Raw genomic sequence first — 26,972 nt, 5'->3', positions numbered from 1 at the left:
CTTGCTTGCCAATCGGAGCCTCTCATCCCGCGCCGGCGCGGGACCGCGCCGGATCGAAACTCTCTGTTGAATCAATGAGGTGGCTTTCCTTTCCGGCGCCTTTCAACCTGTGGGGCGAAAGTGGCGCGGCTCTTGCTCTTGCCAGTATGAGGGTTCTTGATAAACGTCATACTGCGGGATGGGGCGGATGGAGCAAGCGGTGAGGCGGACTTTGCGGGCGATCGAATCCGGCACGCTGGTGCTGTTCGGCGGGCTCGTGGCCGCCAACATCGCGGCATGGACCTGGGCCTTCGCCCTGTTCGGCGATCGGCCGACGGTGCTGGCGACTGCGCTGCTGGCCTGGGTGTTCGGTCTGCGCCACGCCGTCGATGCCGATCACATCGCCGCCATCGACAATGTCGTGCGCAAGCTGATGCAGACAGGTGGCGCGCCGCAGAGCGCCGGCCTCTATTTTGCGCTCGGCCATTCCACAATTGTCGTGGTCGCCACCATATTGCTTGCGCTCGGCGTGGTGAGCCTTGGCGGCGACAGCCTGCTCAGGGAGATCGGCGGCCTGATCGGCACATCGGTGTCGGCGTTGTTCCTGCTCGTGATCGCGGCCATCAATCTCGTCATCTTCGCCGGCCTGTGGCGGACGTTTCGCGCTGCACGGGAGCAGGGTGTTCACGACGCCGAAGGGCTCGAGAGGTTGCTCGCAAATCGCGGCGTCTTCGCGCGACTGCTCGGGCCGCTGTTCCGCCTGGTCACAAAACCCTGGCACATGTACCCGCTCGGATTCCTGTTCGGGCTCGGCTTCGACACGGCGACCGAGATCGGCCTGCTCAGCATCTCCGCGACCGAAGCCGCGCGCGGCGCTTCGGTCGCGGACATCCTGGTTTTCCCTGCGCTGTTCGCGTCCGGCATGGCGCTGGTCGACACTGCCGATTCCGCGCTGATGGTGAGCGCCTATCGATGGGCGTTCGTCGATCCCCTGCGGAAGCTCTGGTACAATCTCACGATCACGGGCGCCTCCGTGGCGGTCGCGCTGTTGATCGGCGGCATCGAGGCGCTCGGCTTGGCCGCCGACCGGCTCGGCCTGTCGGGGACTATGTGGACGCTGGTCGACGGCCTCAACGAGTCGCTCGCCAATGTCGGCTTCGCCGTGATCGCGCTGTTTGCGATCGCCTGGCTCTTCTCGGTCGTGCTCTATCGTCGCATCTTCGAGAGCGGCCGGCACCAGGGCGCAACGAAAGCTCTGGAATGCGCCGATGCGACCGAAGCGGCGTGAGCCTGGTCGCGGCGGCGCCCTGACGGCACTCTCGGCCCTGGTGCTGCTTGCGGATGACGGCCGCGCCTTGGCGCAGAGCAGCGGGGCCTCACGCGAACTGCCGCCCATCGAGATTGGTGGTAGCGAAACGCCGGCGCGAAAGAAGCCGGTTGCAACGCGCCGCGCCGGCAAGCCGCCCGCCGCCGGCGACCGCATCCTGGTGTATCCAGCGGCGGCGCAGGCCTCGGATGTTCGCAGCGCTGCTTCGGGTGCAAAGAGCCAGCCCAGCATGGCCAGCGAGATCACCATCCCGGGCGAAGAGCTCAACGCCCGCCCTTTCACGCGGCCGGGCGAAGCGCTCGAAGCGGTGCCGGGTCTCATCGTGACGCAGCATTCCGGCGAGGGCAAAGCCAACCAGTATTTCCTGCGCGGTTACAATCTCGACCATGGGACCGACCTTGCCATCAGCGTCGACGGCGTCCCCGTCAACATGCGCACCCACGCGCACGGCCAGGGCTATGCCGATCTCAACTGGCTGATCCCGGAAACCATCGCGGTGGTGGATGTGCGCAAGGGTCCTTACTTCGCCGACGAAGGCGATTTCGCATCGGCCGGCAGCGTCCATATCGGCCTGATCGACCGCACCAAGGGACTGGCGCAGGTCACCGCCGGCAGCTTCGGCTACCGCCGCCTGCTCGGCATGGACTCCGCCATGGTCGGCGACGGCGCGCTGCTCGTGGCCGGCGAGATCGGCACCTACAACGGTCCGTGGGACAATCCGGACAATGTGCGAAAGCTCAACGGTCTCGTGCGCTACAGCCAGGGCACCGCGACCGACGGCGTGTCCGTCACCGGCATGGCCTACACGAACGCATGGAATTCGACCGATCAGGTGCCGCAGCGCGCGATCAGAGCGGGCTTGCTCGACCGGTTCGGTTCGGAAGACCCGAGCGACGGCGGCAACGCCAACCGTTTTGCATTGTCAGGCCGCATTGCGCGAACCGACGAGGTCGGCTCGTGGCGCGCAAATGCCTATGTGGTGAAGAGCCAGCTCGATCTCTTCAACAACTTCACCTATTTCCTCAGCGATCCCGTGCTGGGCGATCAGTTTCACCAGCACGACGATCGCCTGATGGCCGGCGCCAATGTCTCGCGCACGCTGAACAGTTCGTTTGCCGGCCTGCCGATGCAGACCGTTGTCGGCCTGCAATCGCGCTATGATGCGATCGATCTCGCGCTTACCAATACCGTCCGCCGGGGCTTCCTCTCCAACATCCGCAGCGACAAGGCCGGCGAGGGCAGCGTCGGCCTCTATGCCGAGAACACGGTGCGCTGGACCGACTGGCTCAGAACGACGGTGGGCTGGCGCGGCGACTATTATGCCGCCGACGTCACGTCGCGGTTCAATGCCAACAATTGCGGCCGCGCCGACGCCGCGCTCGGCAGCCCGAAATTCAGGATGGTGCTCGGTCCGTTCAGCCAAACCGAGTTCTTCTTCGGCGCCGGCTACGGCATGCACTCCAACGACGCCCGCGGCGCGACCACGACCGAGGACCCCAGCGATCCCGCGACCAAGCTCACGCCATCGCCGCTCCTGGTGCGGACCAAGGGTGCCGAGGTCGGCGTGCGCAGCAGGGTCGTTCCCGGCCTGGACACCTCGCTCAGCGTCTTCATCCTCGATCAGGATTCCGAAATCCTGTTCTCGGGCGATGCCGGCGACACATCGGCGACCCGCGCCAGCCGTCGCTACGGCTTTGAATGGACCAACCATTATCGGCCGCGATCGTGGATCGACATCGATGCCGATCTCGCCATGACTCATGCGCGCTTCCGCGGCTACGACGGCGCGCAGGCCGAGGTCTATGCCTCGCTCGCCGGCTATCCCGAGGCGCAGCTCGGCAACGCACCCGGCAATTACATTCCGAACGCGCCGGCGATGGTGGCGTCAGCCGGCGTCACGCTGGGCGAGAAGATCGGCTGGTTCGGAGCCTTGCGCTGGCGCTATCTGGCGTCGAGCCCGCTGACGGAGGACAACGCGTTCCGCTCCTCCGCGACCAGCATCTTCAACGGCCGTCTCGGCTATCGCATCGACAATGGTTGGCGCCTCCAGCTTGACGTGCTCAACCTCTTCAACATCAAGGCGAACCAGATCACCTATGCCTATGGCTCGCTGCTCAAGACCGATACGCTCTACAACCTCTGCACATCAGGCACCGCGCCGACTTCAGTCTGTCAGAACGGCGTGATGGACTATGTGCTGCATCCCGTGGAGCCGTTGACGTTCCAGGTTACCATCGCCGGGGCGTTCTAGGTTTGCTCGGGTCGCGCATCCGGGATTGCTGGAACATGGGTGTGTTGTGGTAGTGAACGGCCAGGTTGGCGGCGCGTCGCGGCCTGAGAGTGCAGCAGGGGACCGTCGATGAACCGTGACCTCGATCTCGCCGAGTTTGAATTGCATCCGCAACGCGGTGCGGTGCTGGCCGAGGTGCATGCTCGCCCTTTCACCCGGCTGACGGCGCCGGTCACTGTGCTCCGCTTTGCCTTTCTCGGCCAGGGCGAAGTCGCGGCGGCGGACCGGCAGGCGTTCGTGGCATTCTGCATCTCGCACGGGCAGGCGCCGCCGGACGCCGGGACCAAGCATCACCAGGTGACGATCGATGCCACCCAGCTCCGCTGGGAGCAGCATTCGGAGTTCAGCACCTTCACCTGGATCCTGGGCGGCTCCGAGACGTCCGCTCGCCGGTTCGGCGAGATCGGCGCTGAATCCGCCGCGCTGATCCGGTCGCTGCGGCAGTCCGGCCAATTGCTGGTGGCGGTCAAGCTCGAGGTCGAGCAGACCTCGGCGGCCCTGGAGCGTGCGCAGCAGCTGTTCGAAAGAGGCAGCCTCGCCGTCGCCGCGGTCCGCAGCGGACCCGCGGTCGCCGCATCCGATTTTCGCACCGACGATCAGGGCTTCGTCCGTATCCTCGTCTGCAACGACGGCTTGTCGCCGGGTCGGCTCGGCGCCCTCGTGCAGCGCGTGCTGGAGATCGAGACCTATCGCACGCTGGCGCTGCTCGGTCTGCCCGCTGCGCTCGAGCTTGCGCCCTCCGTCGATCATATCGGCCGACGCCTCGTCGAAGTGCTCGAGGAGATGCAGCGCGCCGAAGACCTCAAGCTCAACAATCATCTCTTGACGGAACTGACCGCATTGGCGGCTTCGCTCGAGAAGGGCGCGGCCGGCAGCCTGTTTCGGTTCGGCGCCAGCCGGGCCTACAACGAGATCGTGCAGGCTCGCCTCGCCGTGATCGAAGGCGGCGAGATCGCGGGCTATCCGACCTGGTCCTCCTTCCTCGCTCGTCGCATGGCACCCGCCATGCGCACCTGTGCGACGTTGGAGGACCGGCAGGCCGACCTGTCGATCAAGCTCGCGCGCGCGGCCGACCTGTTGCGGACACGCGTCGACGTCGAGCTCGAGGAGCAGAACCGCGATCTGCTGCGCTCGATGAACGACCGCACCCGGCTGCAATTGAGGCTGCAGAGCACGGTCGAAGGCTTGTCGGTGGCGGCCATCGGCTACTACGTCGTCAGCCTGTTCGGCTATCTCGCCAAGGGCGCCCATGACGGCGGTCTGCATGTCGAGCCTTCGCTGGCGACCGCCATCTTCGTGCCGATCGCCGTGGCGGTGATCTGGATCGTCACCCGCAATATCCGCAGGCGGCACTTAAAGCATGACGAAATATCCGGCGCTCACGACTGAGGCGCAAACGAGCCTCTTGCGCTTCGTCGACGAGCGGTTGAAGCTGGGGCGAGCTGGAGACATCAGATGAGCCGATCCGATGCAATGACCAACGTGCTCTGGCTGCAGGGCGCCAGTTGCGGCGGCTGCACCATGTCGATCCTCGAAAGCGGCGCCTCGGGCTGGTTCGACGAGCTCCGGCAGTTCGGCGTCAATCTGCTGTGGCATCCGTCCGTCAGCGAGGAGACCGGCGAGGAGGCGGTCGACATCCTGCAGTCCGTGCTCGAGGGCAGGGTGCGGCTTGACCTTCTCCTGCTGGAAGGGTCCGTCGCCCGCGGACCGAACGACACCGGCCGCTTCAACATGCTCGCGGGCACCAACCGTTCCATCTACCGCTGGATGTTGGATCTCGCGCCGCACGCCGGCTATGTGATCGCGGTCGGAAGCTGCGCGGCCTATGGTGGCGTGCCGGCCGCAGGATCGAATCCGACCGATGCCGTCGGCCTGCAGTTCGAGGGAACCGATAGCGGCGGCGCGCTGGGGGCGGCGTTCCGCTCGCGGCTCGGCCTTCCCGTCATCAATGTCGCGGGCTGTGCGCCGCATCCGGGCTGGATGATGGAAACCATTTTGGCACTGACCGCCAGGGATATCGCAGCGAGCGATCTTGACGGATACGGGCGGCCGAAATTCGTCGCCAATCATCTGGCCCATCATGGCTGCTCTCGCAACGAGTTCTACGAGTTCAAGGCAAGTGCCGAGACTATGTCGGAGCGCGGCTGCCTGATGGAGCATCTCGGCTGCAAGGCGACGCAAGCGGTGGGCGATTGCAACCAGCGATCCTGGAACGGCGGCGGTTCCTGCACCAAGGGCGGCTATGCCTGCATCGCCTGCACGTCCCCGGGATTCGAGGGGGCTCAGAACTTCCTGGCGACCGCAAAGCTTGCAGGCATTCCGGTCGGCTTGCCGACCGACATGCCGAAGGCCTGGTTCGTTGCGCTCGCCGCGCTGTCGAAATCCGCGACGCCGCGACGCGTGCGGCTCAACGCAACTGCCGATCATGTCGTCGTGCCGCCGGGCCGCACGACGACCAAGACCAAGCCATGACCCGGATCACGATCGGGCCGTTCAATCGCGTCGAGGGCGATCTCGAAGTCCGTCTCGACGTCGAGAGCGGCCGCGTCATGCGGGCCGAGGTGACGGCGCCGCTCTACCGCGGGTTCGAGCAGATCCTGGAGGGCCGCCCCCCGCTCGACGCGCTGGCGCTGGCGCCGCGGATCTGCGGCATCTGCTCGGTGTCGCAATCGGTCGCCGCAGCCGCGGCCCTGCGCGAGGCCATGGCCATCGAGGCTGCGCCCAATGGACTGCTCGCCACCAACATCGCGCATGCCGCGGAGAACGCGGCCGACCATCTGACCCATTTCTACATCTTCTTCATGCCGGACTTTGCCCGCGAGGCCTATGCCAGCCATGGCTGGCACGCGGCCACGCGCGAGCGCTTTGCCGCGACCCGCGGCAGCGCGGCCCGCGACGCACTGCCGGCGCGGGCGCGGCTGCTCGAGACCATGGGCATCATCGCCGGGAAATGGCCGCACAGCCTCGCATTCCAGCCTGGCGGTACGACACGTGCGATCGATCTCGGCGAGCGCGTCCGGCTCCTGTCGATCACGACGGCGTTCCGGAGCTTCCTCGAGCGCATCGTTTTTGCGGATTCGCTGGAGAATGTGCTCACGATTGCCAGCGCCGACGAGCTCGATCGCTGGCGTGACGGCCGTGGCGGCGACTTTGCCCATTTCCTGCGCCTTGCGGACAGTCTCGCGTTGAGCGCGCTCGGCAGGGGCACGGGCCTGATGATGAGCTACGGCGCCTATCACGGCAGCGACGGCGAGCTGTTTCCGCGCGGCCTGTTCGGCCCGCGCGCCGCGACCGAGCCGCTGCCGTTGACGCAGATCACGGAAGACGTCTCGCATGCCTGGATGCGGGAGTCCTCCGTCGATCCCGCCCATAGCAGCACGGTCCCGGATCCCGACAAGCCGGCCGCCTATAGCTGGTGCAAGGCCCCGCGGCTGTCCGGTCAGTCGATCGAGGTCGGCGCCATCGCGCGCCAGACCGTGGCAGGGCAGGCGCTGATTGCGGATCTCGTATCGGTCAGCGGGACAAATGTACGCAACCGCGTGATCGCGCGGCTGATCGAAACCGCGCGCATCGCGCTTGCCATGGAGCAGTGGACGCGCGCGCTCCGTCTGTCGGAACCGTTCTGCCACAATTCCCGCGACATCCCCAACGGCAGCTATGTCGGACTGGTCGAGGCCGCGCGCGGCAGTCTCGGGCACTGGATGGCGGTACGGGACGGCAGGATCGAACGCTACCAGATCATCGCACCGACGACCTGGAATTTTTCACCCCGCGATTCCTTCGACGTTGGCGGGCCGCTGGAGCAGGCGCTGGTCGGCACCGATGTCGGCGATGCCGGCGCGCGCGCGGTTGCGATCCAGCACATCGTGCGTTCGTTCGATCCCTGCATGGTGTGCACCGCGCACTGACCGGAAACTTCGTTGCCGAGTGCAAATCGAGTTGTTTCCGCTTCTCGGCCTTTGGCGTGCCCGCCCGTCCTCCATCACAGCGATTCAAATACGTAACGTTCTGGAATCTCTCTACATTTGAATCGCTCCAGGCTGTTGGCCTGCTTCTTGCTGTCTTTGGCGTCATCGAAAAGTCAAAGCCGAAGGTGGGAGGATTCATGGGCACGGCGACGGAAACGTTTTACAGCGTGATCAGGCGGCAAGGCATCACGCGTCGGAGCTTTCACAAGTTCTGCAGCCTGACGGCGACGAGCCTCGGGCTCGGGCCGCTGGCGGCGGGCCGCATCGCGAACGCGCTCGAAACCAAGCCGCGCGTACCCGTCATCTGGATGCACGGGCTCGAATGCACCTGCTGCTCGGAGAGCTTCATCCGGTCCGCCCACCCGCTGGTGAAGGATGCGGTGCTGTCGATGATCTCGCTCGACTACGACGATACCATCATGGCGGCGGCGGGCCACCAGGCGGAAGCCATTCTCGACGAGACCCGCGCCAAGCACAAAGGCCAGTACATCCTTGCGGTGGAAGGCAATCCGCCGCTGAACGAAGGCGGCATGTTCTGCATCGACGGCGGCAAGCCGTTCGTCGAGAAGCTGAAGTTGATGGCCGAGGACGCGATGGCGATCATCGCCTGGGGCGCCTGCGCGTCCTGGGGCTGCGTGCAGGCGGCAAAGCCGAATCCCACGCAAGCGACGCCGATCGACAAGGTGATCACCAACAAGCCCATCATCAAGGTGCCGGGATGCCCCCCGATCGCCGAGGTGATGACCGGCGTCGTCACCTTCATCACCACCTTTGGTAAATTGCCCGAGCTCGACCGCCAGGGCCGGCCGAAGATGTTCTACTCGCAGCGCATTCACGACAAATGCTACCGACGCCCGCATTTCGATGCCGGCCAGTTCGTCGAGGAATGGGACGACGAGGCCGCGCGCAAGGGCTACTGCCTCTACAAGATGGGCTGCAAGGGCCCGACCACCTACAACGCCTGCTCGACCGTGCGCTGGAACGGCGGCGTCTCGTTCCCGATCCAGTCCGGTCACGGCTGCATCGGCTGCTCGGAGGACGGCTTCTGGGACAAGGGCTCGTTCTACGACCGTCTCACCACCATCAAGCAGTTCGGCATCGAGAAGAACGCCGATCAGATCGGCATGGCCGCAGCCGGCGCGGTCGGTGCCGCGGTGGCCGCACATGCGGCAGTGACGGCGGTGAAGCGGCTCGCGTCGAAGCGCGAAGACGTCGACCACAACAGCTGAGCAAAGAGACAGATTAGGGTAGGGCAACCATGGGCATCCAGACTCCCAACGGCTTCAATCTCGACAATTCCGGCAAGCGCATCGTCGTCGATCCCGTGACCCGTATCGAAGGTCACATGCGGGTCGAGGTCAACGTCGACGCCGACAACGTCATCCGCAACGCGGTCTCGACCGGCACGATGTGGCGCGGCATCGAGGTGATCCTGAAGAACCGCGACCCGCGCGACGCCTGGGCGTTCACCGAGCGGATCTGCGGCGTCTGCACCGGCACGCATGCGCTGACATCGGTGCGCGCGGTGGAGAACGCGCTCGGAATCACCATTCCGGAGAACGCCAACTCGATCCGCAACCTGATGCAGCTCGCCCTGCAGGTGCACGACCACATCGTTCATTTCTATCACCTTCACGCGCTGGACTGGGTCGATGTCGTCTCCGCGCTCTCAGCCGACCCGCGCGCGACCTCGACGTTGGCGCAGTCCATCTCGAACTGGCCGCTGTCCTCGCCCGGCTACTTCAAGGATCTGCAGACCCGGTTGAAGAAGTTCGTCGAGTCCGGGCAATTGGGACCGTTCAAGAACGGCTACTGGGGAAGCAAGGCCTACAGGCTGCCGCCCGAGGCCAACCTGATGGCGGTGGCGCACTACCTGGAGGCGCTCGATTTCCAGAAGGAGATCGTCAAGATCCACACCGTTTTCGGCGGCAAGAATCCGCACCCGAACTGGCTCGTGGGTGGAGTGCCATGTCCGATCAACGTCGACGGCACCGGCGCCGTCGGCGCCATCAACATGGAACGGTTGAACCTGATCTCCTCGATCATCGATCGCCTGATCGAGTTCAACGAAATGGTCTACCTTCCTGACGTGGCGGCGATCGGCTCGTTCTACAAGGACTGGCTGTATGGCGGCGGCCTTTCGGGCAAGAGCGTGCTCAGCTATGGCGACGTGCCCGAGCATGCCAACGACTATTCCGCCAAGAGCCTGAAGCTGCCGCGCGGCGCCATCATCAACGGCAATCTGTCGGAGGTGTTTCCGGTCGATCTCGCCAATCCAGACGAGATCCAGGAGTTCGTGGTGCACTCCTGGTACAAATATCCTGATGAGACCAAGGGCCTGCATCCCTGGGACGGCGTCACCGAGCCGAACTACGTGCTGGGCGCCAATGCCAAGGGCACCAAGACCGCGATCGAGCAGCTCGACGAGGCCGGCAAATATTCGTGGATCAAGGCGCCGCGCTGGAAGGGACACGCCATGGAGGTCGGCCCCCTGGCGCGCTGGATCGTCGGTTACGCGCAGAACAAGGCCGAGTTCAAGGATCCGGTCGACAAGTTCCTGAAGGATCTGAACCTGCCGACGTCGGCGCTGTTTTCGACGCTCGGCCGCACCGCGGCCCGCGCGCTCGAATCGGTCTGGGCCGGCCGCCAGATGCGCTACTTCCAGGACAAGCTCGTCGCCAACATCAAGGCCGGCGACTCCTCGACCGCCAATGTCGACAAATGGAAGCCGGAGAGCTGGCCGAAGGAGGCCAAGGGCGTCGGTTTCACCGAGGCGCCGCGCGGCGCGCTCGCGCACTGGATCAAGATCAAGGACACCAAGATCGAAAATTACCAGTGCGTGGTGCCGACCACCTGGAACGGCTCGCCGCGCGATCCCAAGGGCAATATCGGCGCCTTCGAGGCGTCGTTGATGAACACGCCGATGGTCAATCCGGAGCAGCCCCTGGAGATCCTGCGCACGATCCACTCCTTCGATCCGTGCCTTGCCTGTTCGACTCACGTCATGAGCCCGGACGGCCAGGAGCTCGCCAAGGTCAAGGTCAGGTAGGAGGAAGCCATGATGGACGCCATTGCTCCCGGCTCGGACGCAAGGCCGGACCTCGCGGCGCTCGCAGCCGATGCTTCCGGAGAACGGGCGGTGGGTCGACCCACCGTCTATGTCTACGAAGCGCCGGTGCGGATCTGCCACTGGGTGAACGCGTTCTCGATTCTCGTGCTGATGGTGACCGGCTACTTGATTGGCGCGCCGCTGCCGACGGTCGCAGGCGAGGCGTCCGACAACTTCGTGATGGGCTACATCCGCTTTGCCCATTTCGCCGCCGGACAAGTGCTCGCGGTCTTCTTCCTCACGCGTATCCTGTGGGCCTTCGTCGGCAATCACCACTCCCGGCAGATTTTCTACATTCCGGTTCATCGCAAGCAGTTCTGGAAGGAAGTGCTGCATGAGATCCGCTGGTACGCGTTTCTCGAGCGGGAGCCGAAGATGTATGTCGGCCACAACCCGTTGGCGCAAACTGCGATGTTCACGGGGTTCACGCTGTTCGTGGCCTTCATGATCGTCACCGGCTTTGCGCTCTATTCGGAAGGCGCGGGGATCGACAGCTGGCAGCACAAGCTGTTCGGCTGGGTGTTCGCGATCTGGCCGAACAGCCAGGACGTTCACACCTGGCACCATCTGGGCATGTGGGCGCTGGTCGTGTTCGTGATGGTGCACATCTACGCGGCGATCCGCGAAGACATCATGTCGCGCCAGAGCATCATCTCCTCGATGATCTCCGGCGAGCGGCAATTCCGCGATTGATAACGGGGAACCTGGCCGATGCCGACATCTTCGCAACGCGACCGCATCCTGGTGCTCGGCATCGGCAACATCCTGTGGGCCGACGAAGGCTTCGGCGTGCGCACGGTGGAGGAGTTCCACCGTCGCTACGCCGTGCCTGACAACGTCACCATCCTCGACGGCGGTACCCAGGGTCTCTACCTCGTGAACTACCTGGAAGAGGCCGACCGCCTGATCGTGTTCGACGCCATCGATTATGGCCTCGCGCCCGGCGAATTGAAGCTGGTGCGCGACGACGAGGTGCCGCGCTTCACCGGCGCCAAGAAAATGAGCCTGCATCAGACCGGTTTCCAGGAAGTGATCAGTGCAGCCGACCTGCTCGGCAGATGCCCGAAGCATCTCGTGCTGATCGGTTGCCAGCCGCTCGATCTCGAAGACTGGGGCGGGCCGCTGACGCCACCGGTGCGCGACCAGATCGCGCCCGCGATTGATCTCGCCTGCCGGATATTGGCCGAGTGGGGCGTCACGGTAAGCCGCCGCGGCGTGCCGTTGGCGGACACCGAGCGGTTGCTCGCCAATGACATCGACCACGCCAATTACGAGATGCGGCCGGCCTGACCGGCTGGCCTTTTGGAGCAAGCGCGATGTGCCTCGGCCTGCCGATGATGATCGTTGAGACTGACGGAACGTCGGCGCTGTGCGAATTTCGGGGCGGGCAGCGGCGCGTCTCCATGCTGCTGCTCTCCAATCCGCCAGTCGGCGCACATGTGCTCGTCTATATCGATACCGCGATCCGGCTTCTGGATGAGGAAGAGGCGCGCCTGATCGGGGCTGCGATCGACGGGCTTGGCGCCGCGCTCGATGGCGAGGATTGCGACCGCTTCTTCGCCGATTTGATCGACCGCGAGCCGCAGCTGCCCGCGCATCTCCGGTCGGAATAAGCGAACCTCCTGCAACTGTGACCGCCGCGCCCGCCGCCGGATCGGCCCCGCCGGGCCGAGGCACTGGCTGGAAGTGGTCTTTCCATCTGCAAAGACAGATTCCATCCAGATTGGAAAGTATCTTATCGTTGATGGATGCGTTGTTCCGAACGTTTGAAAATCAATGATCTAAATCAATGAGATAGCTCTCAAGAACTGCTGGAATGTCCTGGCATGTGCCTTGCTAATCCTGTCCCGAGCAAAATCATAAGCTTGGCAGGGGAGGTCTGATGGAATTCCAGGTGGCGAAGCAGGATCTGACGCGGCACGGCCTGACCGAGGTCAACGCCGCGACGGTCGATCGTTTTCTTGGCGCGGCCGATGAGGCCGGCGCGGTCGCGGTGCTGCTGTCGGCAGGCGATCCCAACCGTTTCCCCGAGGCGATCGACGTCGCCGTGGTGTTGCCGGAGTTGATCACCGCGTTCAACGGCCGGCTGCGCGGCGCGATCATTGCCCGCGGTGACGAGAGCGCGCTCGGCCAGCGCTTTGGCGTGCGGGTGCAGCCGACGCTGATCCTCGTCGCCAAGGGCGAGACCCTGGGTCTGATCGCCAAGATCCAGGACTGGTCGGTCTATATCGACCGCATCACCAAGCTGATCGACCGACCGCGCGGCCAGACCGCTGCGGTCGCCGTCACCATCGTTCCCCAGCATCGCGCGCAAGGTGTCGAGCTATGAAGGTCGGATTCTGGGATGCGCCCGAAGGCGCTGAGCAACCGGTCAGCGTGTTTCCGATCGGCGAGGAAAGTCTCAATGCATCGAAAGGCAGCCTGACGGCGGCCGGAGCGCTGGCAAAGCTTGCCACGCTCGACAGCGTGGAGCTTGCCGAGCGCTGCCCGAACGCGGTCGCGCTGCTCTCGAAGATCGCGCAAGCCATCGCGGGCCAGAAGGCCGATGCCCCCACCCGATTGTTCCGGCTCGCCAACCTCAACGAGCTCGAGAGCAAGCTCATCGCCGACGTGCTCGGCGAAGGCGAGGTCGGCGGGGTCGTCGCGCTGCCGGACGGATCGCTGGCCCAGATCCAGGAATCGGTCCTGGCGGGAATCTGGCGCGTGCGGCTCGAGACCGACGCTGCTTCCGAATATCTCGAACTCGGCGCCATCCCGGAGATCGTCAAGCGAGCCGCCGCCGATCTGACGTCCGCCGATTTCGAGATCGGGCCGGTGCCGGAAGGCGCCATGAACGTGCTGCCGGTGCTCGCCGAGATCCGCGAGCGCGCGCTGGCCTGGCGGCCCGGCATGCGCTCGCAGATCATCAACTTCACCCTGCTGCCGATGAGCCCGGTGGACATGAGCTTCCTGCAGGACACGATCCGCAACGGACCGATCCAGCTCGTGTCGCGCGGCTATGGCACCTGCCGGGTGCTGTCGACGGGCATCCGCAATGTCTGGTCGGTGCAGTTCTTCAACGCCATGGACACCATCATTCTCGATACGCTCGAAGTCGGCGGCGTGCCGACCGTGGCGCTGGCCGCGGACGAGGATTTCGAGGATTCCGCCGAGCGGCTGCAGGAAATCATCGAGGCCTATTTCAAATGAGCGCCTTCGAGAACTTCGGCGTGCGCCAGGACGTCACCGAGGCCACGCGGCTGGAATGCGGCATCTGCTGGACCGTCTATGATCCCGTCGACGGCGACGAGGTGGCCCAGATCGCGCCCGGCACGCCATTCGCGGCGCTGCCGGAGGAATGGCGCTGCCCGAACTGCGACGCTCCGAAATCCAAGTTCATGGCGATCGAAGCATGACGGCGGCCGCGCCAGATCCCGCTGCCGCGGACGCCGTCGCGTGGGGCGAGCTTCTGGCCGCAAGCTATCGGGACATCGGCGATCGCGCGATGCGCGATCTGCCGATCTACAACGAAGCGCTCGGCGTCGAGGCGGTCGGCTTCCGCCGGTTCAATGGCACGATCGTCGGCATCATGGTCACGCCATGGTTCATGAACGTCGTGATGCCGGCGGGCGCCATGCGGGAGACGTCGGGCATGAGCTTGCGAATTCGTTTTCCCGCAGGGGACATCGAGTTCGCCCTCAGCGAAATCGGGCAGATCGGGCCGATCGCGAGCTGCTCGCTGTTCTCGCCGATGTTCCAGTTCGCCGACATGGCTGCCGCGCGGGCAACGGCCGAAGCGGCGCTTGCCGAGCTGATGCTGCCTGATGACAGCGAGGAGGCAGTTCGCCGCCGCGAGCCCGCGACAACCCCGATCGATCGGCGCAACTTCCTGCGCGGCACTTTGACGGAGCGGCGCGGATGAGCCTGGCTTTCCGCAATGAGATCGACATCACGGTGTGGCTTGCCGGCGGCACCATCGCCGACGTCGCGATCCAGCCGCGCAGCCGGCCGCCGCTGACGCGGTTGTTCGCGGGAAAGCCGGCGGCGTCCCTGCTTCCGGTGCTGCCGCGGCTGTTCTCGCTCTGCTCGGTCGCACATCAGGTGGCGTTCCTGTCGGCGGTCGAGGCCGCGCAAGGGCAGCGGGCGACGCCGGCTGCAGCGCGCAGCCGCGTCACGGCGGTCGTTGCCGAGCGGCTGACCGAATTGCTGCGGAGCCTGTTCGTCGGCCGGCTCGCGCTCGACGGCGCCAGCGCTGCCGCCGTGCGCGCCATGATGCAGGCGAGCACGGTCCTCGGCGGCGCCAGCGAAGGCGTGTCGGAGACCTTGCGGCGTGAGGCCGTGGCCCAGATCAAGGCCGCGCTCGCGGGCTTGGGGATTGCCGGCGAAGGCGAGGCTGTTGCGCCGGGCAGCGCGCTCGCTGTCCATGTCGAACGTTGCGAGGGTGAGGAATTGTCGCCGCCATCGGCGGAGCAATCCTTCCTGACGGCGGCCGACGATCTCGACGTCGTTACACGTCTGCTTGCGGACGGGGCCGCCTATTCCGACGCGCCGGAGCTCTGCGGTAAAATTCCGGAAACCGGTGTCTGGGCCCGGTGGGCGCGGCGCGGACCGGTCTTGCCGGCGGCGGGCTCGGCCGCGCGACTCCAGGCGCGCATCGCCGAGGTCGCGCGGCTCTGCGCCTGGCTCGAGCGCGGCGACGAGGAACTCGACGATGGCGTCGTCGCGAGCTATCGGCTCGCTGCGGGCAAGGGGGCTGCGGCGGTCGAATGTGCACGGGGCCGGCTCTACCACGCCGTCGTGCTCGACGAGGCGGACCGCATCGTCAATTTCGAGTTCCTGGCGCCGACCGAGTGGAATTTCCACGCCCGCGGACCGCTGGTCCGGAGCCTCAAGGGAGCGGTGCTGACTGCCGGCCGGCGCGGCCAGGACGCGGTGCGCGCGCTGGTCGGCTCGTTCGATCCTTGCGTCGGTTTCAATCTCGACTTCCGCGAGGTGGGCCATGCATGAGATGGCGCTCTGCGAAGGCATCATCGGCATCGTCGAGGAGGAGGCGCGCAAGCGTTCCTTCGCCAAGGTGAATGTGGTCTGCCTCGAAATCGGTGCACTCAGCCATGTCGCGCCGGAGGCGATGAAATTCTGCTTCGAGGCCGTCGCCGCACAGACCATCGCGCGCGGCGCCAGGCTCGAGATCGTCGAGACCCCGGGAAGGGCCTGGTGCATGGCCTGCTCCAGGAGCGTCGAGATCAAGCAGCGCTACGAGCCGTGCCCCTGCTGTGGCGGCTATCAATTGCAGGTGACGGGCGGGGAAGAGATGCGCGTAAGGGAACTGGAGGTCGACTGATGTGTACGGTCTGCGGCTGCGGCGACGGCAAGGCGTCTATCGAACACGCGCATGATCATCATCATGCTCATGACCATGACCATGGTCACGGCGGGCACCATCATCATCATCACGGTCATGGGCACGGCCACGACCATGTTCACCCTCACCACCCTGACCACGCCAGCGACGAGGCGGGGGTGCTCGATTGCGGCGCCAATCCGGCCGGTCAAGAGATCGCCGGCATGAGCAGCGAGCGCATCATCCAGGTCGAGCGCGACATTCTCGGCAAAAACGACCGGCTCGCCGCCGACAATCGTGCGCGCTTCCATGCCGACGAGGTGCTTGCCTTCAACCTGGTGTCGAGCCCGGGCGCCGGAAAGACCTCGCTGCTGGTTCGCGCGGTCTCGGAATTGAAGGACAGCTTTCCGATCGGGGTGATCGAGGGCGACCAGCAGACCTCCAACGATGCCGAACGCATCCGCGCCACCGGCGTCGCGGCGATCCAGGTCAACACCGGGAAAGGCTGTCACCTCGACGCCGCCATGGTCGGCCAGGCCTATGACCGGCTGCCCTGGCTGAACGGCGGCATCCTCTTCATCGAGAATGTCGGCAACCTCGTGTGCCCCGCGGCGTTCGATCTTGGCGAGGCCTGCAAGATCGTGGTGTTCTCGACCACCGAGGGCGAGGACAAGCCGCTGAAATATCCTGACATGTTCGCGGCGGCGTCCTTGATGCTGATCAACAAGATCGATCTCGCGCCGGTGCTTGATTTCGACCTTGCCAGGACCGTCGAATATGCCCGGCGGGTCAACCCTGGCATCGAGGTGATGACGGTGTCGGCGCGCACGGGCGAGGGGTTTTCGGCGTTCTATGCCTGGATCCGCAAGCGCTGGGCCAAGGCGAAGCGGGCCGAGATGGCCATGCAGGGATGACGATGGACGGTGGGACACGCGCGCCCGAGGTGAGGAGACTGCGTCTGCACGTGCGCGGCGCGGTGCAGGGCGTCGGCTTTCGTCCCTATGTCTACGGCCTCGCCACGCGCTATCGTCTCGGCGGCTTTGTCGCCAACGATCCCCACGGGGTCGTCATCGAGATCGAGGGCGAGCGCGCCGCCGACTTCATCACGGCGCTGCCGCTGGAAAAGCCGCCGCTTGCCCGCATCGACGACATCTCGGTGCATCCGGTCGGGGCGGTGGCGAGCGAGGGGTTCTGTATCCGCGCCAGCGAGCAGGGCAGGGTGTCGACCCGCATCGTCGCCGATGCTGCGACCTGCAAGGAATGCCTGCGCGAGCTGTTCGACCCGAGCAGCGGCTTTCATCGCTATCCCTTCATCAACTGCACCCATTGCGGCCCGCGCTACACCATTGCCGAGCGGCTGCCCTACGACCGTTCGGCCACGGCCATGAAGGGCTTTGCGATGTGCAGAGCCTGTGCGGACGATTATGCCAACCCCGACAGCCGCCGGTTCCATGCCGAGGCGATCGCCTGTCCGGCATGCGGCCCAAGGCTCAGCCACGAGATTGCGGACATTGCCGCCGCGATCGCCGGTGGCAAGATCGTCGCGATCAAGGGGCTCGGCGGCTATCAGCTGCTCTGCGATGCGCGCGACAATGAGGTCGTGCGGCGGTTGCGGCAGCGCAAGCAGCGCGACCAAAAGCCGTTTGCCGTCATGGTCGGTGCGGTGGACGCGGTTGCCGATATCGCCGACGCCGACATTGCCGAGCTTGCGCTGCTGGAAAGCTCGCCGAGGCCCATTGTGCTGCTAAGATCGCGCGATCGGCTCGCGCCGGCCATCGCACCGGAGCTGTCGCGTCTCGGCGTCCTGCTGCCGGTCGCGCCGCTCCATCACCTGATCTTCGCTGCACTGAACGCGGCGCACGCGCGGGCCGGCGCAAGCTGGGCCATCGTCGCCACCAGCGCCAATCCCGGCGGCGAGCCGCTCCTGATCGACAACCGGCAAGCCGAGCGACGCCTTGCCGGCATTGCCGATCTCATCGTCACGCACGACCGCGACATCGTCACCCGTGCCGACGATTCTGTCGTGGAAATGGTCGCGGGCCGAACGCAATTCATCCGCCGCGCCCGCGGCTACGTGCCCGAGCCGGTTCGCCTCGCGCGGTCGGTGCCGCCGATCCTGGCGGTCGGCGGGGCATTGAAAGCGACGGTGACGGTCACGCGCGGCAACGAGGCGTTCGTCTCCCAGCACATCGGCGACCTCGACACTGCGGCAGGCGTCCGCTTCTTCGAGGAGACGGTGGATCATTTGCTTTCGACGCTGGACATCGAGCCGGTCGTCGTTGCCCACGACCTGCACCCGAACATGGCCTCGACGCTCTTCGCCGAGGCCAGCGGCAAGCGGCTGATTGCGGTCCAGCACCACCACGCCCATGCGGCCTCCGTGATGGCCGAACATGGCATCGCAGGACCGGCGCTGGCCCTGGTGCTCGACGGCTTCGGCTACGGCAGCGACGGAGGCAATTGGGGCGGCGAGCTTCTCGCATGCGACGGCGCTACCTTCCGGCGGCTCGGACATCTGGCGCCGATGAAGATGCCGGGCGGCGATCGCGCCGCGCGCGAGCCCTGGCGCATGGGCGCGAGCGTGCTGCATGGCCTGGGACGCGGCGATGCGATCGCGACGCGGTTCAATGCGCAGCCGCAGGCCTCGCGCCTTGGCGCCGTGCTGGACCAGCCCGGCGTGCCGACGACGACTAGCGCCGGCCGGTTGTTCGATGCGGCAGCGGGCCTGTTGGGCATCTGCCCGGTGCAGAGCTACGAGGGCGAAGCCGCGATGAAGCTGGAGGCCCTGGTGCGCACGCCGCGCATCGCGCCAGAGGGCTGGGTGATCGAGCGCGGCGTGCTGTCCTTGGCCCCGCTGTTCGCGCGCCTGGCAACCGGGACCATCGATCCGGCCGAAGGCGCCGAGCTGCTCCACGGCACGCTTGCCGCGGCCTGCGTCGACTGGATCGGCCGCGCGGCGCGCGCGACGGGCATCAGCACCGTGGCCCTGAGCGGCGGATGCTTCCTCAACGCGATCCTGTCGCACGAGATCGAGCGCGGCTGCATCGCAGCCGGCCTCTCCCCGCTGCTGCCGCGCCAGATGCCGCCCAACGACGGCGGCCTCAGCCTGGGCCAGGCCTGGATTGCCGCGCTGGGACTCCTCGAACAGCAAGATCTGGAAGGAACCGCCTGATGTGTCTCGCGATACCCGCGGAGGTCACGAAACTCCTGCCCGACGAGATGGCCATCGTCTCGATCGACGGCGTCAGCAAGGAGATCTCGGTCGCCCTAATCGAGAACCTTGCGGTGGGGGACTACGTGATCATCCATGTCGGCTATGCCCTGACCAAGATCGATCCGGAAGAGGCGCGGCGGACGCTCGAATTGTTGCGCGAGCTGAGCCTCGAGGGACAGGGGGGGGCGCCATGAAATATGCCGACGAGTTTCGCGACAAGGAGATCGCGCTGGGGCTCGCGAAGACAATTCGCGCGGAGACCCATCCGGGGCGGCCGTATCGTTTCATGGAGTTCTGCGGCGGCCACACGCACGCGATCTCGCGCTACGGCCTGGAAGACATGCTGCCGAGCAACGTACGGATGATCCACGGACCCGGTTGTCCGGTCTGCGTGCTGCCGGCCGGGCGCATCGACATGGCGATCCGGCTCGCAGAGCGCAGCGAGGTGATCCTGTGCGTCTATGGCGATCTGATGCGCGTCCCCGGCTCGCAGGGCGCCTCGCTCCTGAAGGCGAAGGCACGGGGCGCCGACGTCCGCATGGTCTATTCCACGATCGACGCCGTCAGGATCGCGCAGGAAAACCCCGAGCGCGAAATCGTGTTCTTCGCCATCGGCTTCGAGACCACCACGCCGCCGACCGCGGTGATGATCCGGCTGGTCGAGAAGAAGCAGCTTTCGAACTTCAGCGTGTTCTGCAATCACGTGCTGACCCCGCCCGCCATGCAGAACATCCTGGAGAGTCCTGATATCCGCAGCATCGGCCGCGTCGAGATCGACGGCTTCGTCGGGCCGGCGCATGTCTCGACCATCATCGGCACGGCGCCTTACGAGTTCTTCGCGGAAGAGTTCGGCAAGCCCGTGGTGATCTCGGGCTTCGAGCCGCTCGACATGATGCAGGCGATCTTGATGCTGGTGCGTCAGGTCAACGAGAACAGGCACGAGGTCGAGAACCAGTATAGCCGCGCGGTCACGCGCGACGGCAATCTGCGCGCCAAGGAGGAGGTCTCCGACATCTTCGAGCTGCGCGACCAGTTCGAATGGCGTGGGCTCGGGCAGGTTCCCTATAGCGGGCTGAAGCTGAAGCGCGCCTACGCGAAGTACGACGCCGAGGTCCGCTTCGGCATGAACGAGCTTTGCGTCGACGACAATCCGGCGTGCGAATGCGGCGCCATCCTGCGCGGCGTGAAGAAGCCGGTCGACTGCAAGCTGTTCGGCACCGTCTGCACCCCGGAGACGCCGATGGGATCCTGCATGGTCTCCTCGGAAGGCGCCTGTGCCGCGCATTGGACCTACGGCCGCTTCCGCGACCACCAGCAGAGGCGGGCGTCATGAAGGCCTATCAGCGCAAGCTCGATATCAGGAACGGCTGCGTCGACCTGTCCCACGGCTCGGGCGGCCGCGCCATGGCGCAGTTGATTTCGGGCCTGTTCCATGAGGCCTTCGGCAATGAATGGCTGGCGCGCGGCAACGACCAATCGGCCTTCGACGTCGGCGCCGGGCGCATGGTGATGACCACCGACGGCTATGTGGTCTCGCCGCTGTTCTTTCCCGGCGGCAATATCGGCTCGCTGGCGGTTCACGGCACGGTCAACGACATCGCCATGGCCGGTGCAAAGCCGCTTTATCTGTCGGCGAGCTTCATCATCGAGGAGGGATTTCGCTTCGCCGACCTCAAGACCATTGCGGACTCGATGGGGGAGGCGGCGCGCACGGCCGGCGTTCACATCATTACCGGCGATACCAAGGTGGTCGAGCGCGGCAAGGCCGACGGCCTGTTCATCTCGACATCAGCGGTCGGGATTGTCCCCGACGGGCTCGATCTGTCGGCCGAGAACGCGCGCGTCGGCGATCGCGTCCTGATCTCGGGCACCTTGGGCGACCACGGCGTGGCGATCATGTCGAAGCGGCAGAATCTCGCCTTCGAGACCGAGATCGTGTCGGATTCGGCGGCACTGAACGATCTCGTCGCCAGGATGGTCGAAGCCGGCGGCGCCGGTATCCGCCTGATGCGGGATCCCACCCGCGGCGGGCTCGCCGCGACGCTGAACGAGATCGCCCAGCAATCGAGGCTCGGCTTTCACCTTCGCGAGGAGGAGATCCCGGTCAAGCCGGGCGTGGCGGCGGCCTGCGAATTGCTCGGGCTCGATCCGCTCCATGTCGCCAACGAGGGCAAGCTGGTCGCGATCGTCGCGCCCGAGATCGCCGGTGCCGTGCTCGCCGCCATGCGGGCACATCCGCTCGGCCGCGATGCCGCCGACATCGGCGAAGCCGTCGCCGACGACCATCATTTCGTGCAGATGGCGACGAGTTTCGGCGGCGGGCGGATCGTCGACTGGTTGTCGGGCGAGCAATTGCCGCGGATTTGTTGAGGGATCCCGATGCGTATCCTGCTGCTATCGCATTCTTTCAACAGCCTGACGCAGCGCCTCCATGTCGAGCTCCGCGAGCGCGGCCATGAGGTCTCGGTCGAGCTCGACATCCACGCCGACGTCACGCGGGAAAGCGTGGCGCTGTGCCGGCCGGACCTGGTGATCGCGCCGTTCCTCAAGCGGGCGATTCCCGAAGATGTCTGGCGCAGCGTGCGCTGCCTGATCGTGCATCCCGGCCCGCCCGGCGACCGCGGCCCGGCCGCGCTCGACTGGGCCATTCTCGACGGAGCGACCGAGTGGGGCGTCACCGTGCTACAGGCGGACGGCGAGTTCGATGCCGGTCCGGTCTGGGCGTTCCGCACGTTCCCGATGCGGCGCGCTGCGAAATCCAGCATCTACCGCAACGAGGTGACCCGATGCGCGGTCGAAGCGGTGCTGGAAGCCGTCGACGCGATCGAAGCGGGACGGCCGACGCCGCAGCCGATGCGTGCGAACGACGCACGCATCCGCGTGCGCGGGCCCTGCCGCCAGTCGGACCGGGCGATCGACTGGCAGCACGACACGACCGAGACCGTGCTGCGCAAGATCAACAGCGCCGACGGCATGCCGGGCCTGGTCGACAGCCTGTTCTTCCAGGACGTGCGGCTGTTCGACGTCCATGAAGCGCAGGATATCTCCGGCATTCCTGGCACGATCGTGGCCCAATGCGATGGCGCTTTGGCCCGTGCGACGGTCGACGGAGCAGTCTGGATCGGCCATGTGCGGCAGCTTGCGCCGAAGAGCCTGAAGCGATCCGCGGCAAAGGTTTTCGCCGGGCAGGCAGCCTGCCTGCCGCGGCGGCCGGATTGCGGCTATGCTCCGATTCAATATCGCGAGCACGGCGAGGTCGGCGAGTTGCTGTTCTCCTTCTACAACGGCGCTATGTCGACGGATGATTGTGAAGCGCTGCTGGATGCCTACCGCGCCGCGCTGGCGCGCCCGACCAAGGTTCTGCTCCTGACCGGTGGTTTCGATTATTGGTCGAACGGCATTCATCTGGCCGAGATCGAGGCCGCCGACAGTGCCGCCGATGAATCCTGGCGCAACATCAACGCCATCGACGATCTGGCGCGCGCGATCATCGAGACCACGGACCGGCTGGTGATATCGGTCATTCGCGGCAATGCGGGGGCGGGGGGCGTGTTCCTGAGCCTGGCGGCCGACGAGGTCTGGGCCAGCGATCAGATCGTGCTCAATCCGCATTACAAGGACATGGGCAATCTGTTCGGCTCCGAATATTGGACCTATCTGTTGCCGCGTCGCGCGGGCGCCGGGAACGCGACCCGGATCACGCAGTGCCGGCTGCCGATGGGCGTCGCCGAGGCGCAGCGCCTCGGGATCGTCGACCGTGTCCTCGCAAGCGACGAGCTGGCACGCGAAAGCCTGGTCAAACTCGCAGCTGCTGCAGGCGCGGATCATGGCTTCGCGGCGCGTCTCACCGACAAGAAAAGGCGCCGCGCGGCGGACGAGGCCGAAAAGCCCCTGCAAGCCTATCGTGACGAGGAACTGCGGCGGATGAGGCTCAATTTCTACGGCTTCGATCCGAGCTACCACGTCGCGCGCTACAACTTCATTCACAAGGTGCCGAAGTCGCGCACGCCCCTGACCATCGCCAATCACCGGGCGCGGCGGACGACCGACCGGCAGCGAGCCGTGGTGGTGCCCTCATGAGCGTTCTGGGAACCATTCTCGTCGTCGACGACGAAGTCCGTTCGCAGGAAGCGCTGCGCCGCGTTCTCAGGGAGGATTTCGAGGTGCTGTGCGCCGGCAATGCGGCCGATGCGGAAAAGCTGCTGGAAGGCGAGATCGTCCACGCCATCCTCTGCGACCAGCGCATGCCGCATGAGTCGGGCGTGAGCTTCCTGAAGCGCGTGCGGGAGCTGTGGCCCGATCCGGTGCGGATGATCATCTCCGGCTATTCCGATTCGGAGGATATCATTGCGGGCCTCAACGAGGCCGGCATCTATCAATACATCACGAAACCCTGGCAGCCGGAGCGGCTGGTCGACATCGTCAAGGAGGCGGTGCAGCTCTATCGCCTGCAGAAGGAGACGGAAACCGCCGGCGTCGACGTCAAGGCGACGCCGGGGCATATCAAGAAGGTCGTCTCGGTCAAGCGCGGGGTCGCCAAGCAGCTCTATGATTTCGACCGCATCGTGCATTCGCCGGAAAGCCCCATGCACAAGGTGATCGAGCTCGGCAGGCGCGCCGCAGACTACGACATCTCCGTGCTGATCACCGGCGAGTCCGGGACCGGCAAGGAGCTGCTTGCACGCGCGATTCACTACGGCTCGGCGCGCGCCAACAAGGCTTTCGTGGTCGAGAATTGCGGCGCGTTGCCGGACGAGCTGCTCGAAAGCGAGCTGTTCGGCTGCAAGAAGGGCGCCTTCACCGGCGCCTATCAGGACAGGATCGGCCTGTTCGAGGTCGCCGACGGCGGCACCATCTTCCTCGACGAGATCGGCGAGACCTCGCCGGCATTCCAGGTCAAGCTGTTGCGCGTTCTACAGGAGAGCGAGATCAGGCCGCTCGGCGCGCAGCGGGTGCGCAAGGTCGACGTCCGTGTCGTGGCGGCGACCAACCGGGATCTCGAAGCCGAGGTCGAGGCCGGCCGCTTCCGGCGCGATCTCTACTATCGCCTGGCGGCGTTTCCCGTCCACATGCCGGCCTTGCGCGAGCGCCCGATGGATGTCTCGTTGATCGCCGAAGGGGTGCTGTCGTCGGTGAAGACCTCCTTCAACCGGCCGGGCCTGCGCTTTGCCGCGTCCGCGCTCGAGGCGTTCGCCAGGTATCATTGGCCGGGCAACGTCCGCGAGCTGCAGAACGAGATCCAGCGCATGGTGGTGCTGGCGGACGCGGACGAATTGCAGGCGCCGCCGTTGCTCGGCCGGCGCAACGGCAAGCCGCCGGCGGCGGCGATCCAGGGCAAATTGAACGGCTCGGCGACCCTCAAGGACAAGGTGGAGGATCTGGAGAAGGCGGTTATCATCAGCACCCTGGAGCGGTACGAAGGCAATATCAGCCGGGTCGCCAACGAGCTCGGGTTGTCGCGTGTCGGGCTCAGGAACAAGCTGTCCAGGTATGATTTGAGGAAGAATGCCTGAGGTGACGCACCCCCCTGGAGCCAGCGAGCCCGAAACGCTGCTCAAACTGATCGCCAAGCGTGGCGCGATGGAGCTCGATCAGGAGCGCGAGGGCGCCTGGATCGAGGTCATCCGCAAGATGGACGAGGTCTATTCCGACCTCCTCCGCTACGAGGTCGATCTCGAGCACAAGAATGCGGAGCTGGAGGAGGCCCAGGCCTTCGTCACCAACGTCATCGAATCCGTCTCCGACATCCTCATCGTCTGCGACGCGAAAGGGCTGGTGCAGCAGGTCAATTCCGCGTTCCAGCACACGCTCGGCTGCAGCGTGACGGACATCGTCGGCAGGAACATCGCCGACGTCATCGATATCAAGGACAGGGCCAAGCTGGTCCCGCTGCTGAAGCCGCGCAGCGCCTCCGATGTCGTCGACGGCGAGCTGCGGTTTTCAGCCGAGGGCGGCAGCTCGGATCTGTTCGCCATCAACGCCTCTCCCCGCCACGATCATCGCGGACGCTTCATCGGCGTGGTGCTGACGGGCCGCCCGATCGGAGAGCTTCGCCGCGCCTATGAGGAGCTGCACAAGGCCCATCACGAGTTGCAGCGTGCCCAGCGGCAATTGGTCGAGCAGGAGAAGATGGCCAGCCTCGGCCGTCTCGTTGCGGGCGTCGCGCACGAGCTGAACAATCCCATCAGCTTCGTCTATGGCAACGTCCATACCCTGATGCGCTATCGCACCGCGATCGCCGCCTATCTCGATGCGGTCCACGGCGAGGCCAAGGAGGACGACCTCGCGGCCAAGCGGCGGAGCCTGCGCATCGATGAGATCCTGGAGGATTTCGGTCCGCTGATCGAGGGCACGCTGGAAGGCGCGGTGCGCATCAGCGAAATCGTGAAGAATCTGCGCCGGTTGTCCTTCAGCAAGCTCGGCGAGGTCGAGCGCGTCAACATCGAGCGGCTCATCAACACCGCGGTGTTGTGGGCCGTGCGCACCAAGCAGGTGCGCATCGACTTACAGTTGGAGATCGAGCCGGAGCTCTGGGTCTGCGGCAACGAGGGGCAATTGCACCAGGTGATCGTCAATCTCGTGGAGAATGCGATCGACGCGATGCGCGGCACGGAAGCGCCGCGGCTGGTGGTATCGGCGGTACGCAAGGGCAACGAAATCCTGTTCCGGATCTCGGACAACGGACCGGGAATCGACAAGGATCACATCAGCCACATCTTCGAGCCGTTCTTCACGACAAAGCGGGTCGGCGAGGGCACGGGACTTGGCCTCTGGATCAGCTACGGCATCGTGCGCGAGCATGGTGGCGAGCTGGTCGCAGGCTATGGGCCCGAAGGCGGCGCAACATTCTCGTTCGTGTTGCCGGCGGCCTGAGCGGCCGGCGCTGAGCCCGCACACATCCCGACCTCGTTGCTCTTGCGAACGATCTCAGCATCCCGACGCATGTCCGTGGATGCAGCGGCATCGGCAGTGAGCTCCCTCCCCCGCTTGCGGGGCGCGACGAGCTTCGCTCGCGCTGAGAGGGCTGGGGAGAGGATGTTTCCGCGCAGGGATTATTGCGAATAATTGAGGACGTCCCTGCGCGGCGAGAACCCTCACCCGCCCGCGCTCTGCGAGCGCGTCGGCCTCTCCCACAAGCGGGAGAGGCGGAGCAAGCCTGCAGACAGTCCCCGTGTCGGACGTTCCCGAGATCGGGGAGATCGTGACCTTGCTGTGTCGCCCCCTGTCAATCCATCCGTGCAAAAATATTCCACTTTACCGAAATTCGGTTTTGGCGTATGTGTCGCCCATCCCGGCTCATCCAGGAGGGGCGATCTTGTGGTCGTCACGTTCGCGAGCCGGGCTTGCGGTGGACGCGGCAGCGTCGGTACGAGAGGTGCGGGCAGGGCGGGGTGTCCCCGTGAGCCCGTGGCCGCGTGCAGACGAACGGCGCTGCTAGGTTTCGTCTCGCCTGTAAGTTTCCGGCTCCGTCGACAGGGCTGGAAAAACTGCGGCGACATGGCGGGCCGTGCGTACGGCAAAACCGTGTGGTCCTGGCCGTCGTTGCTACGGTCAAGCCGGATCGAAGATGCGCGCGAGCCCAACCGGGTGGACGGCATCGCCAATTCGAACGGCGAGGGAGGCCAGAAGGAAAGTTCGGCTCCCGGGAGAGCACGGCATAAGCCGTCCGACCACCGCGCAGGGAAGGCCGAGTGATTGGCCACACCTGTATGCTGCTGTGCGGTTCTTCCTGCGTGTGCATTTTCGCGCAGCGGACCGCGGGTGC

At 65.6% G+C, this 26,972-nt stretch carries 24 protein-coding genes; all 24 read left to right on the top strand.

Annotation, left to right across the window (positions count from 1 at the left end; translation table 11 throughout):
• The first annotated feature begins 187 nt into the window (after positions 1 to 187).
• The 24 genes from E4K64_RS13715 to E4K64_RS13600 all read left to right on the top strand — a co-directional run bounded on the left by E4K64_RS13715 (position 188) and on the right by E4K64_RS13600 (position 26,080).
• Entirely contained in the window at positions 188 to 1,267 is a 1,080-nt protein-coding gene (locus E4K64_RS13715) for a HoxN/HupN/NixA family nickel/cobalt transporter (RefSeq protein ID WP_135163997.1), read from the top strand.
• Positions 1,248 to 3,557 carry a TonB-dependent receptor gene (locus tag E4K64_RS13710; protein WP_135163996.1) on the top strand — a complete coding sequence of 770 codons (2,310 nt, stop codon included), beginning with the start codon at positions 1,248 to 1,250 and terminating at the stop codon, positions 3,555 to 3,557. Before E4K64_RS13715 ends, E4K64_RS13710 begins: the two co-directional genes overlap by 20 nt.
• A gap of 108 nt (positions 3,558 to 3,665) precedes the next feature.
• A complete protein-coding gene (locus E4K64_RS13705; RefSeq protein ID WP_135163995.1) occupies positions 3,666 to 4,985 on the top strand; it encodes a DUF3422 domain-containing protein in 1,320 nt (439 codons plus the stop codon).
• A gap of 66 nt (positions 4,986 to 5,051) precedes the next feature.
• Positions 5,052 to 6,068 carry an NADH-quinone oxidoreductase subunit B family protein gene (locus tag E4K64_RS13700; protein WP_135163994.1) on the top strand — a complete coding sequence of 339 codons (1,017 nt, stop codon included), beginning with the start codon at positions 5,052 to 5,054 and terminating at the stop codon, positions 6,066 to 6,068.
• Positions 6,065 to 7,504, top strand: coding sequence for a nickel-dependent hydrogenase large subunit (locus E4K64_RS13695; RefSeq protein ID WP_135163993.1), 1,440 nt, complete (start codon positions 6,065 to 6,067; stop codon positions 7,502 to 7,504). The genes E4K64_RS13700 and E4K64_RS13695 overlap by 4 nt, the downstream gene beginning before the upstream one ends.
• 197 nt (positions 7,505 to 7,701) lie before the next feature.
• On the top strand, positions 7,702 to 8,793 hold the full coding sequence (locus tag E4K64_RS13690; protein ID WP_135163992.1) for a hydrogenase small subunit: 1,092 nt from the start codon (positions 7,702 to 7,704) through the stop codon (positions 8,791 to 8,793).
• Positions 8,794 to 8,822: 29 nt separating this feature from the next.
• The gene (locus tag E4K64_RS13685; RefSeq protein ID WP_135163991.1) at positions 8,823 to 10,613 is read left to right on the top strand and encodes a nickel-dependent hydrogenase large subunit; all 1,791 of its coding nucleotides are present in this window, start codon (positions 8,823 to 8,825) and stop codon (positions 10,611 to 10,613) included.
• Between the two features lie 9 nt (positions 10,614 to 10,622).
• Positions 10,623 to 11,366 carry a Ni/Fe-hydrogenase, b-type cytochrome subunit gene (gene cybH, locus E4K64_RS13680; protein ID WP_135163990.1) on the top strand — a complete coding sequence of 248 codons (744 nt, stop codon included), beginning with the start codon at positions 10,623 to 10,625 and terminating at the stop codon, positions 11,364 to 11,366.
• Positions 11,367 to 11,384: 18 nt separating this feature from the next.
• Positions 11,385 to 11,963, top strand: a complete 579-nt coding sequence (locus tag E4K64_RS13675) for a HyaD/HybD family hydrogenase maturation endopeptidase (RefSeq protein WP_135163989.1) — start codon at positions 11,385 to 11,387, stop codon at positions 11,961 to 11,963.
• A gap of 26 nt (positions 11,964 to 11,989) precedes the next feature.
• The gene (locus tag E4K64_RS13670) at positions 11,990 to 12,286 is read left to right on the top strand and encodes a HypC/HybG/HupF family hydrogenase formation chaperone (protein WP_135163988.1); all 297 of its coding nucleotides are present in this window, start codon (positions 11,990 to 11,992) and stop codon (positions 12,284 to 12,286) included.
• A 269-nt stretch (positions 12,287 to 12,555) separates the two neighbouring features.
• The gene (locus E4K64_RS13665; protein ID WP_126255920.1) at positions 12,556 to 13,002 is read left to right on the top strand and encodes a thioredoxin domain-containing protein; all 447 of its coding nucleotides are present in this window, start codon (positions 12,556 to 12,558) and stop codon (positions 13,000 to 13,002) included.
• On the top strand, positions 12,999 to 13,862 hold the full coding sequence (locus E4K64_RS13660) for a hydrogenase expression/formation protein (RefSeq protein WP_135163987.1): 864 nt from the start codon (positions 12,999 to 13,001) through the stop codon (positions 13,860 to 13,862). Before E4K64_RS13665 ends, E4K64_RS13660 begins: the two co-directional genes overlap by 4 nt.
• Positions 13,859 to 14,068, top strand: a complete 210-nt coding sequence (locus tag E4K64_RS13655) for a rubredoxin (RefSeq protein ID WP_028135612.1) — start codon at positions 13,859 to 13,861, stop codon at positions 14,066 to 14,068. Before E4K64_RS13660 ends, E4K64_RS13655 begins: the two co-directional genes overlap by 4 nt.
• The gene (hybE, locus tag E4K64_RS13650) at positions 14,065 to 14,574 is read left to right on the top strand and encodes a [NiFe]-hydrogenase assembly chaperone HybE (RefSeq protein WP_135163986.1); all 510 of its coding nucleotides are present in this window, start codon (positions 14,065 to 14,067) and stop codon (positions 14,572 to 14,574) included. Before E4K64_RS13655 ends, hybE begins: the two co-directional genes overlap by 4 nt.
• Positions 14,571 to 15,659, top strand: a complete 1,089-nt coding sequence (locus E4K64_RS13645; RefSeq protein WP_135163985.1) for a nickel-dependent hydrogenase large subunit — start codon at positions 14,571 to 14,573, stop codon at positions 15,657 to 15,659. The genes hybE and E4K64_RS13645 overlap by 4 nt, the downstream gene beginning before the upstream one ends.
• Positions 15,652 to 15,993 (top strand): hydrogenase maturation nickel metallochaperone HypA, encoded by a 342-nt coding sequence (gene hypA / locus E4K64_RS13640; protein WP_135163984.1) that lies wholly within the window; start codon positions 15,652 to 15,654, stop codon positions 15,991 to 15,993. Before E4K64_RS13645 ends, hypA begins: the two co-directional genes overlap by 8 nt.
• Positions 15,993 to 16,907, top strand: coding sequence for a hydrogenase nickel incorporation protein HypB (gene hypB, locus E4K64_RS13635; protein ID WP_135163983.1), 915 nt, complete (start codon positions 15,993 to 15,995; stop codon positions 16,905 to 16,907). The genes hypA and hypB overlap by 1 nt, the downstream gene beginning before the upstream one ends.
• A complete protein-coding gene (hypF, locus tag E4K64_RS13630) occupies positions 16,904 to 19,165 on the top strand; it encodes a carbamoyltransferase HypF (RefSeq protein WP_135163982.1) in 2,262 nt (753 codons plus the stop codon). The genes hypB and hypF overlap by 4 nt, the downstream gene beginning before the upstream one ends.
• Entirely contained in the window at positions 19,165 to 19,401 is a 237-nt protein-coding gene (locus E4K64_RS13625; protein WP_135163981.1) for a HypC/HybG/HupF family hydrogenase formation chaperone, read from the top strand. Before hypF ends, E4K64_RS13625 begins: the two co-directional genes overlap by 1 nt.
• The gene (gene hypD / locus E4K64_RS13620) at positions 19,398 to 20,540 is read left to right on the top strand and encodes a hydrogenase formation protein HypD (RefSeq protein WP_135163980.1); all 1,143 of its coding nucleotides are present in this window, start codon (positions 19,398 to 19,400) and stop codon (positions 20,538 to 20,540) included. The genes E4K64_RS13625 and hypD overlap by 4 nt, the downstream gene beginning before the upstream one ends.
• Positions 20,537 to 21,577: a hydrogenase expression/formation protein HypE gene (gene hypE / locus E4K64_RS13615; protein WP_135163979.1), complete on the top strand. Its 1,041-nt coding sequence runs from the start codon at positions 20,537 to 20,539 to the stop codon at positions 21,575 to 21,577. The genes hypD and hypE overlap by 4 nt, the downstream gene beginning before the upstream one ends.
• A 9-nt stretch (positions 21,578 to 21,586) precedes the next feature.
• A complete protein-coding gene (locus E4K64_RS13610) occupies positions 21,587 to 23,287 on the top strand; it encodes a hydrogenase maturation protein (RefSeq protein ID WP_135163978.1) in 1,701 nt (566 codons plus the stop codon).
• Complete coding sequence (locus E4K64_RS13605) at positions 23,284 to 24,720, top strand: sigma-54-dependent transcriptional regulator (RefSeq protein WP_028135622.1); 1,437 nt, start codon at positions 23,284 to 23,286, stop codon at positions 24,718 to 24,720. Before E4K64_RS13610 ends, E4K64_RS13605 begins: the two co-directional genes overlap by 4 nt.
• Positions 24,713 to 26,080 (top strand): sensor histidine kinase, encoded by a 1,368-nt coding sequence (locus tag E4K64_RS13600; RefSeq protein ID WP_135163977.1) that lies wholly within the window; start codon positions 24,713 to 24,715, stop codon positions 26,078 to 26,080. Before E4K64_RS13605 ends, E4K64_RS13600 begins: the two co-directional genes overlap by 8 nt.
• Positions 26,081 to 26,972 lie beyond the last annotated feature (892 nt).

The sequence above is a fragment of the Bradyrhizobium frederickii genome (genome assembly GCF_004570865.1).
Taxonomy (GTDB): domain Bacteria; phylum Pseudomonadota; class Alphaproteobacteria; order Rhizobiales; family Xanthobacteraceae; genus Bradyrhizobium; species Bradyrhizobium frederickii.
Note: the sequence above shows the minus strand (reverse complement) of the source record. Positions and strands in the feature narration are given on the sequence as shown.

Coding starts and splice junctions, on each gene's coding strand:
- hypD (WP_135163980.1), top strand. CDS start 19,398: ATGAAATATGCCGACGAGTTTCGCGACAAGGAGATCGCGCTGGGGCTC.
- E4K64_RS13655 (WP_028135612.1), top strand. CDS start 13,859: ATGAGCGCCTTCGAGAACTTCGGCGTGCGCCAGGACGTCACCGAGGCC.
- hypF (WP_135163982.1), top strand. CDS start 16,904: ATGACGATGGACGGTGGGACACGCGCGCCCGAGGTGAGGAGACTGCGT.
- hybE (WP_135163986.1), top strand. CDS start 14,065: ATGACGGCGGCCGCGCCAGATCCCGCTGCCGCGGACGCCGTCGCGTGG.
- E4K64_RS13700 (WP_135163994.1), top strand. CDS start 5,052: ATGAGCCGATCCGATGCAATGACCAACGTGCTCTGGCTGCAGGGCGCC.
- E4K64_RS13670 (WP_135163988.1), top strand. CDS start 11,990: ATGTGCCTCGGCCTGCCGATGATGATCGTTGAGACTGACGGAACGTCG.
- hypE (WP_135163979.1), top strand. CDS start 20,537: ATGAAGGCCTATCAGCGCAAGCTCGATATCAGGAACGGCTGCGTCGAC.
- E4K64_RS13610 (WP_135163978.1), top strand. CDS start 21,587: ATGCGTATCCTGCTGCTATCGCATTCTTTCAACAGCCTGACGCAGCGC.
- E4K64_RS13715 (WP_135163997.1), top strand. CDS start 188: ATGGAGCAAGCGGTGAGGCGGACTTTGCGGGCGATCGAATCCGGCACG.
- E4K64_RS13625 (WP_135163981.1), top strand. CDS start 19,165: ATGTGTCTCGCGATACCCGCGGAGGTCACGAAACTCCTGCCCGACGAG.
- E4K64_RS13665 (WP_126255920.1), top strand. CDS start 12,556: ATGGAATTCCAGGTGGCGAAGCAGGATCTGACGCGGCACGGCCTGACC.
- E4K64_RS13690 (WP_135163992.1), top strand. CDS start 7,702: ATGGGCACGGCGACGGAAACGTTTTACAGCGTGATCAGGCGGCAAGGC.
- hypA (WP_135163984.1), top strand. CDS start 15,652: ATGCATGAGATGGCGCTCTGCGAAGGCATCATCGGCATCGTCGAGGAG.
- E4K64_RS13645 (WP_135163985.1), top strand. CDS start 14,571: ATGAGCCTGGCTTTCCGCAATGAGATCGACATCACGGTGTGGCTTGCC.
- E4K64_RS13695 (WP_135163993.1), top strand. CDS start 6,065: ATGACCCGGATCACGATCGGGCCGTTCAATCGCGTCGAGGGCGATCTC.
- hypB (WP_135163983.1), top strand. CDS start 15,993: ATGTGTACGGTCTGCGGCTGCGGCGACGGCAAGGCGTCTATCGAACAC.
- E4K64_RS13710 (WP_135163996.1), top strand. CDS start 1,248: ATGCGACCGAAGCGGCGTGAGCCTGGTCGCGGCGGCGCCCTGACGGCA.
- E4K64_RS13685 (WP_135163991.1), top strand. CDS start 8,823: ATGGGCATCCAGACTCCCAACGGCTTCAATCTCGACAATTCCGGCAAG.
- E4K64_RS13705 (WP_135163995.1), top strand. CDS start 3,666: ATGAACCGTGACCTCGATCTCGCCGAGTTTGAATTGCATCCGCAACGC.
- E4K64_RS13660 (WP_135163987.1), top strand. CDS start 12,999: ATGAAGGTCGGATTCTGGGATGCGCCCGAAGGCGCTGAGCAACCGGTC.
- E4K64_RS13600 (WP_135163977.1), top strand. CDS start 24,713: ATGCCTGAGGTGACGCACCCCCCTGGAGCCAGCGAGCCCGAAACGCTG.
- cybH (WP_135163990.1), top strand. CDS start 10,623: ATGATGGACGCCATTGCTCCCGGCTCGGACGCAAGGCCGGACCTCGCG.
- E4K64_RS13605 (WP_028135622.1), top strand. CDS start 23,284: ATGAGCGTTCTGGGAACCATTCTCGTCGTCGACGACGAAGTCCGTTCG.
- E4K64_RS13675 (WP_135163989.1), top strand. CDS start 11,385: ATGCCGACATCTTCGCAACGCGACCGCATCCTGGTGCTCGGCATCGGC.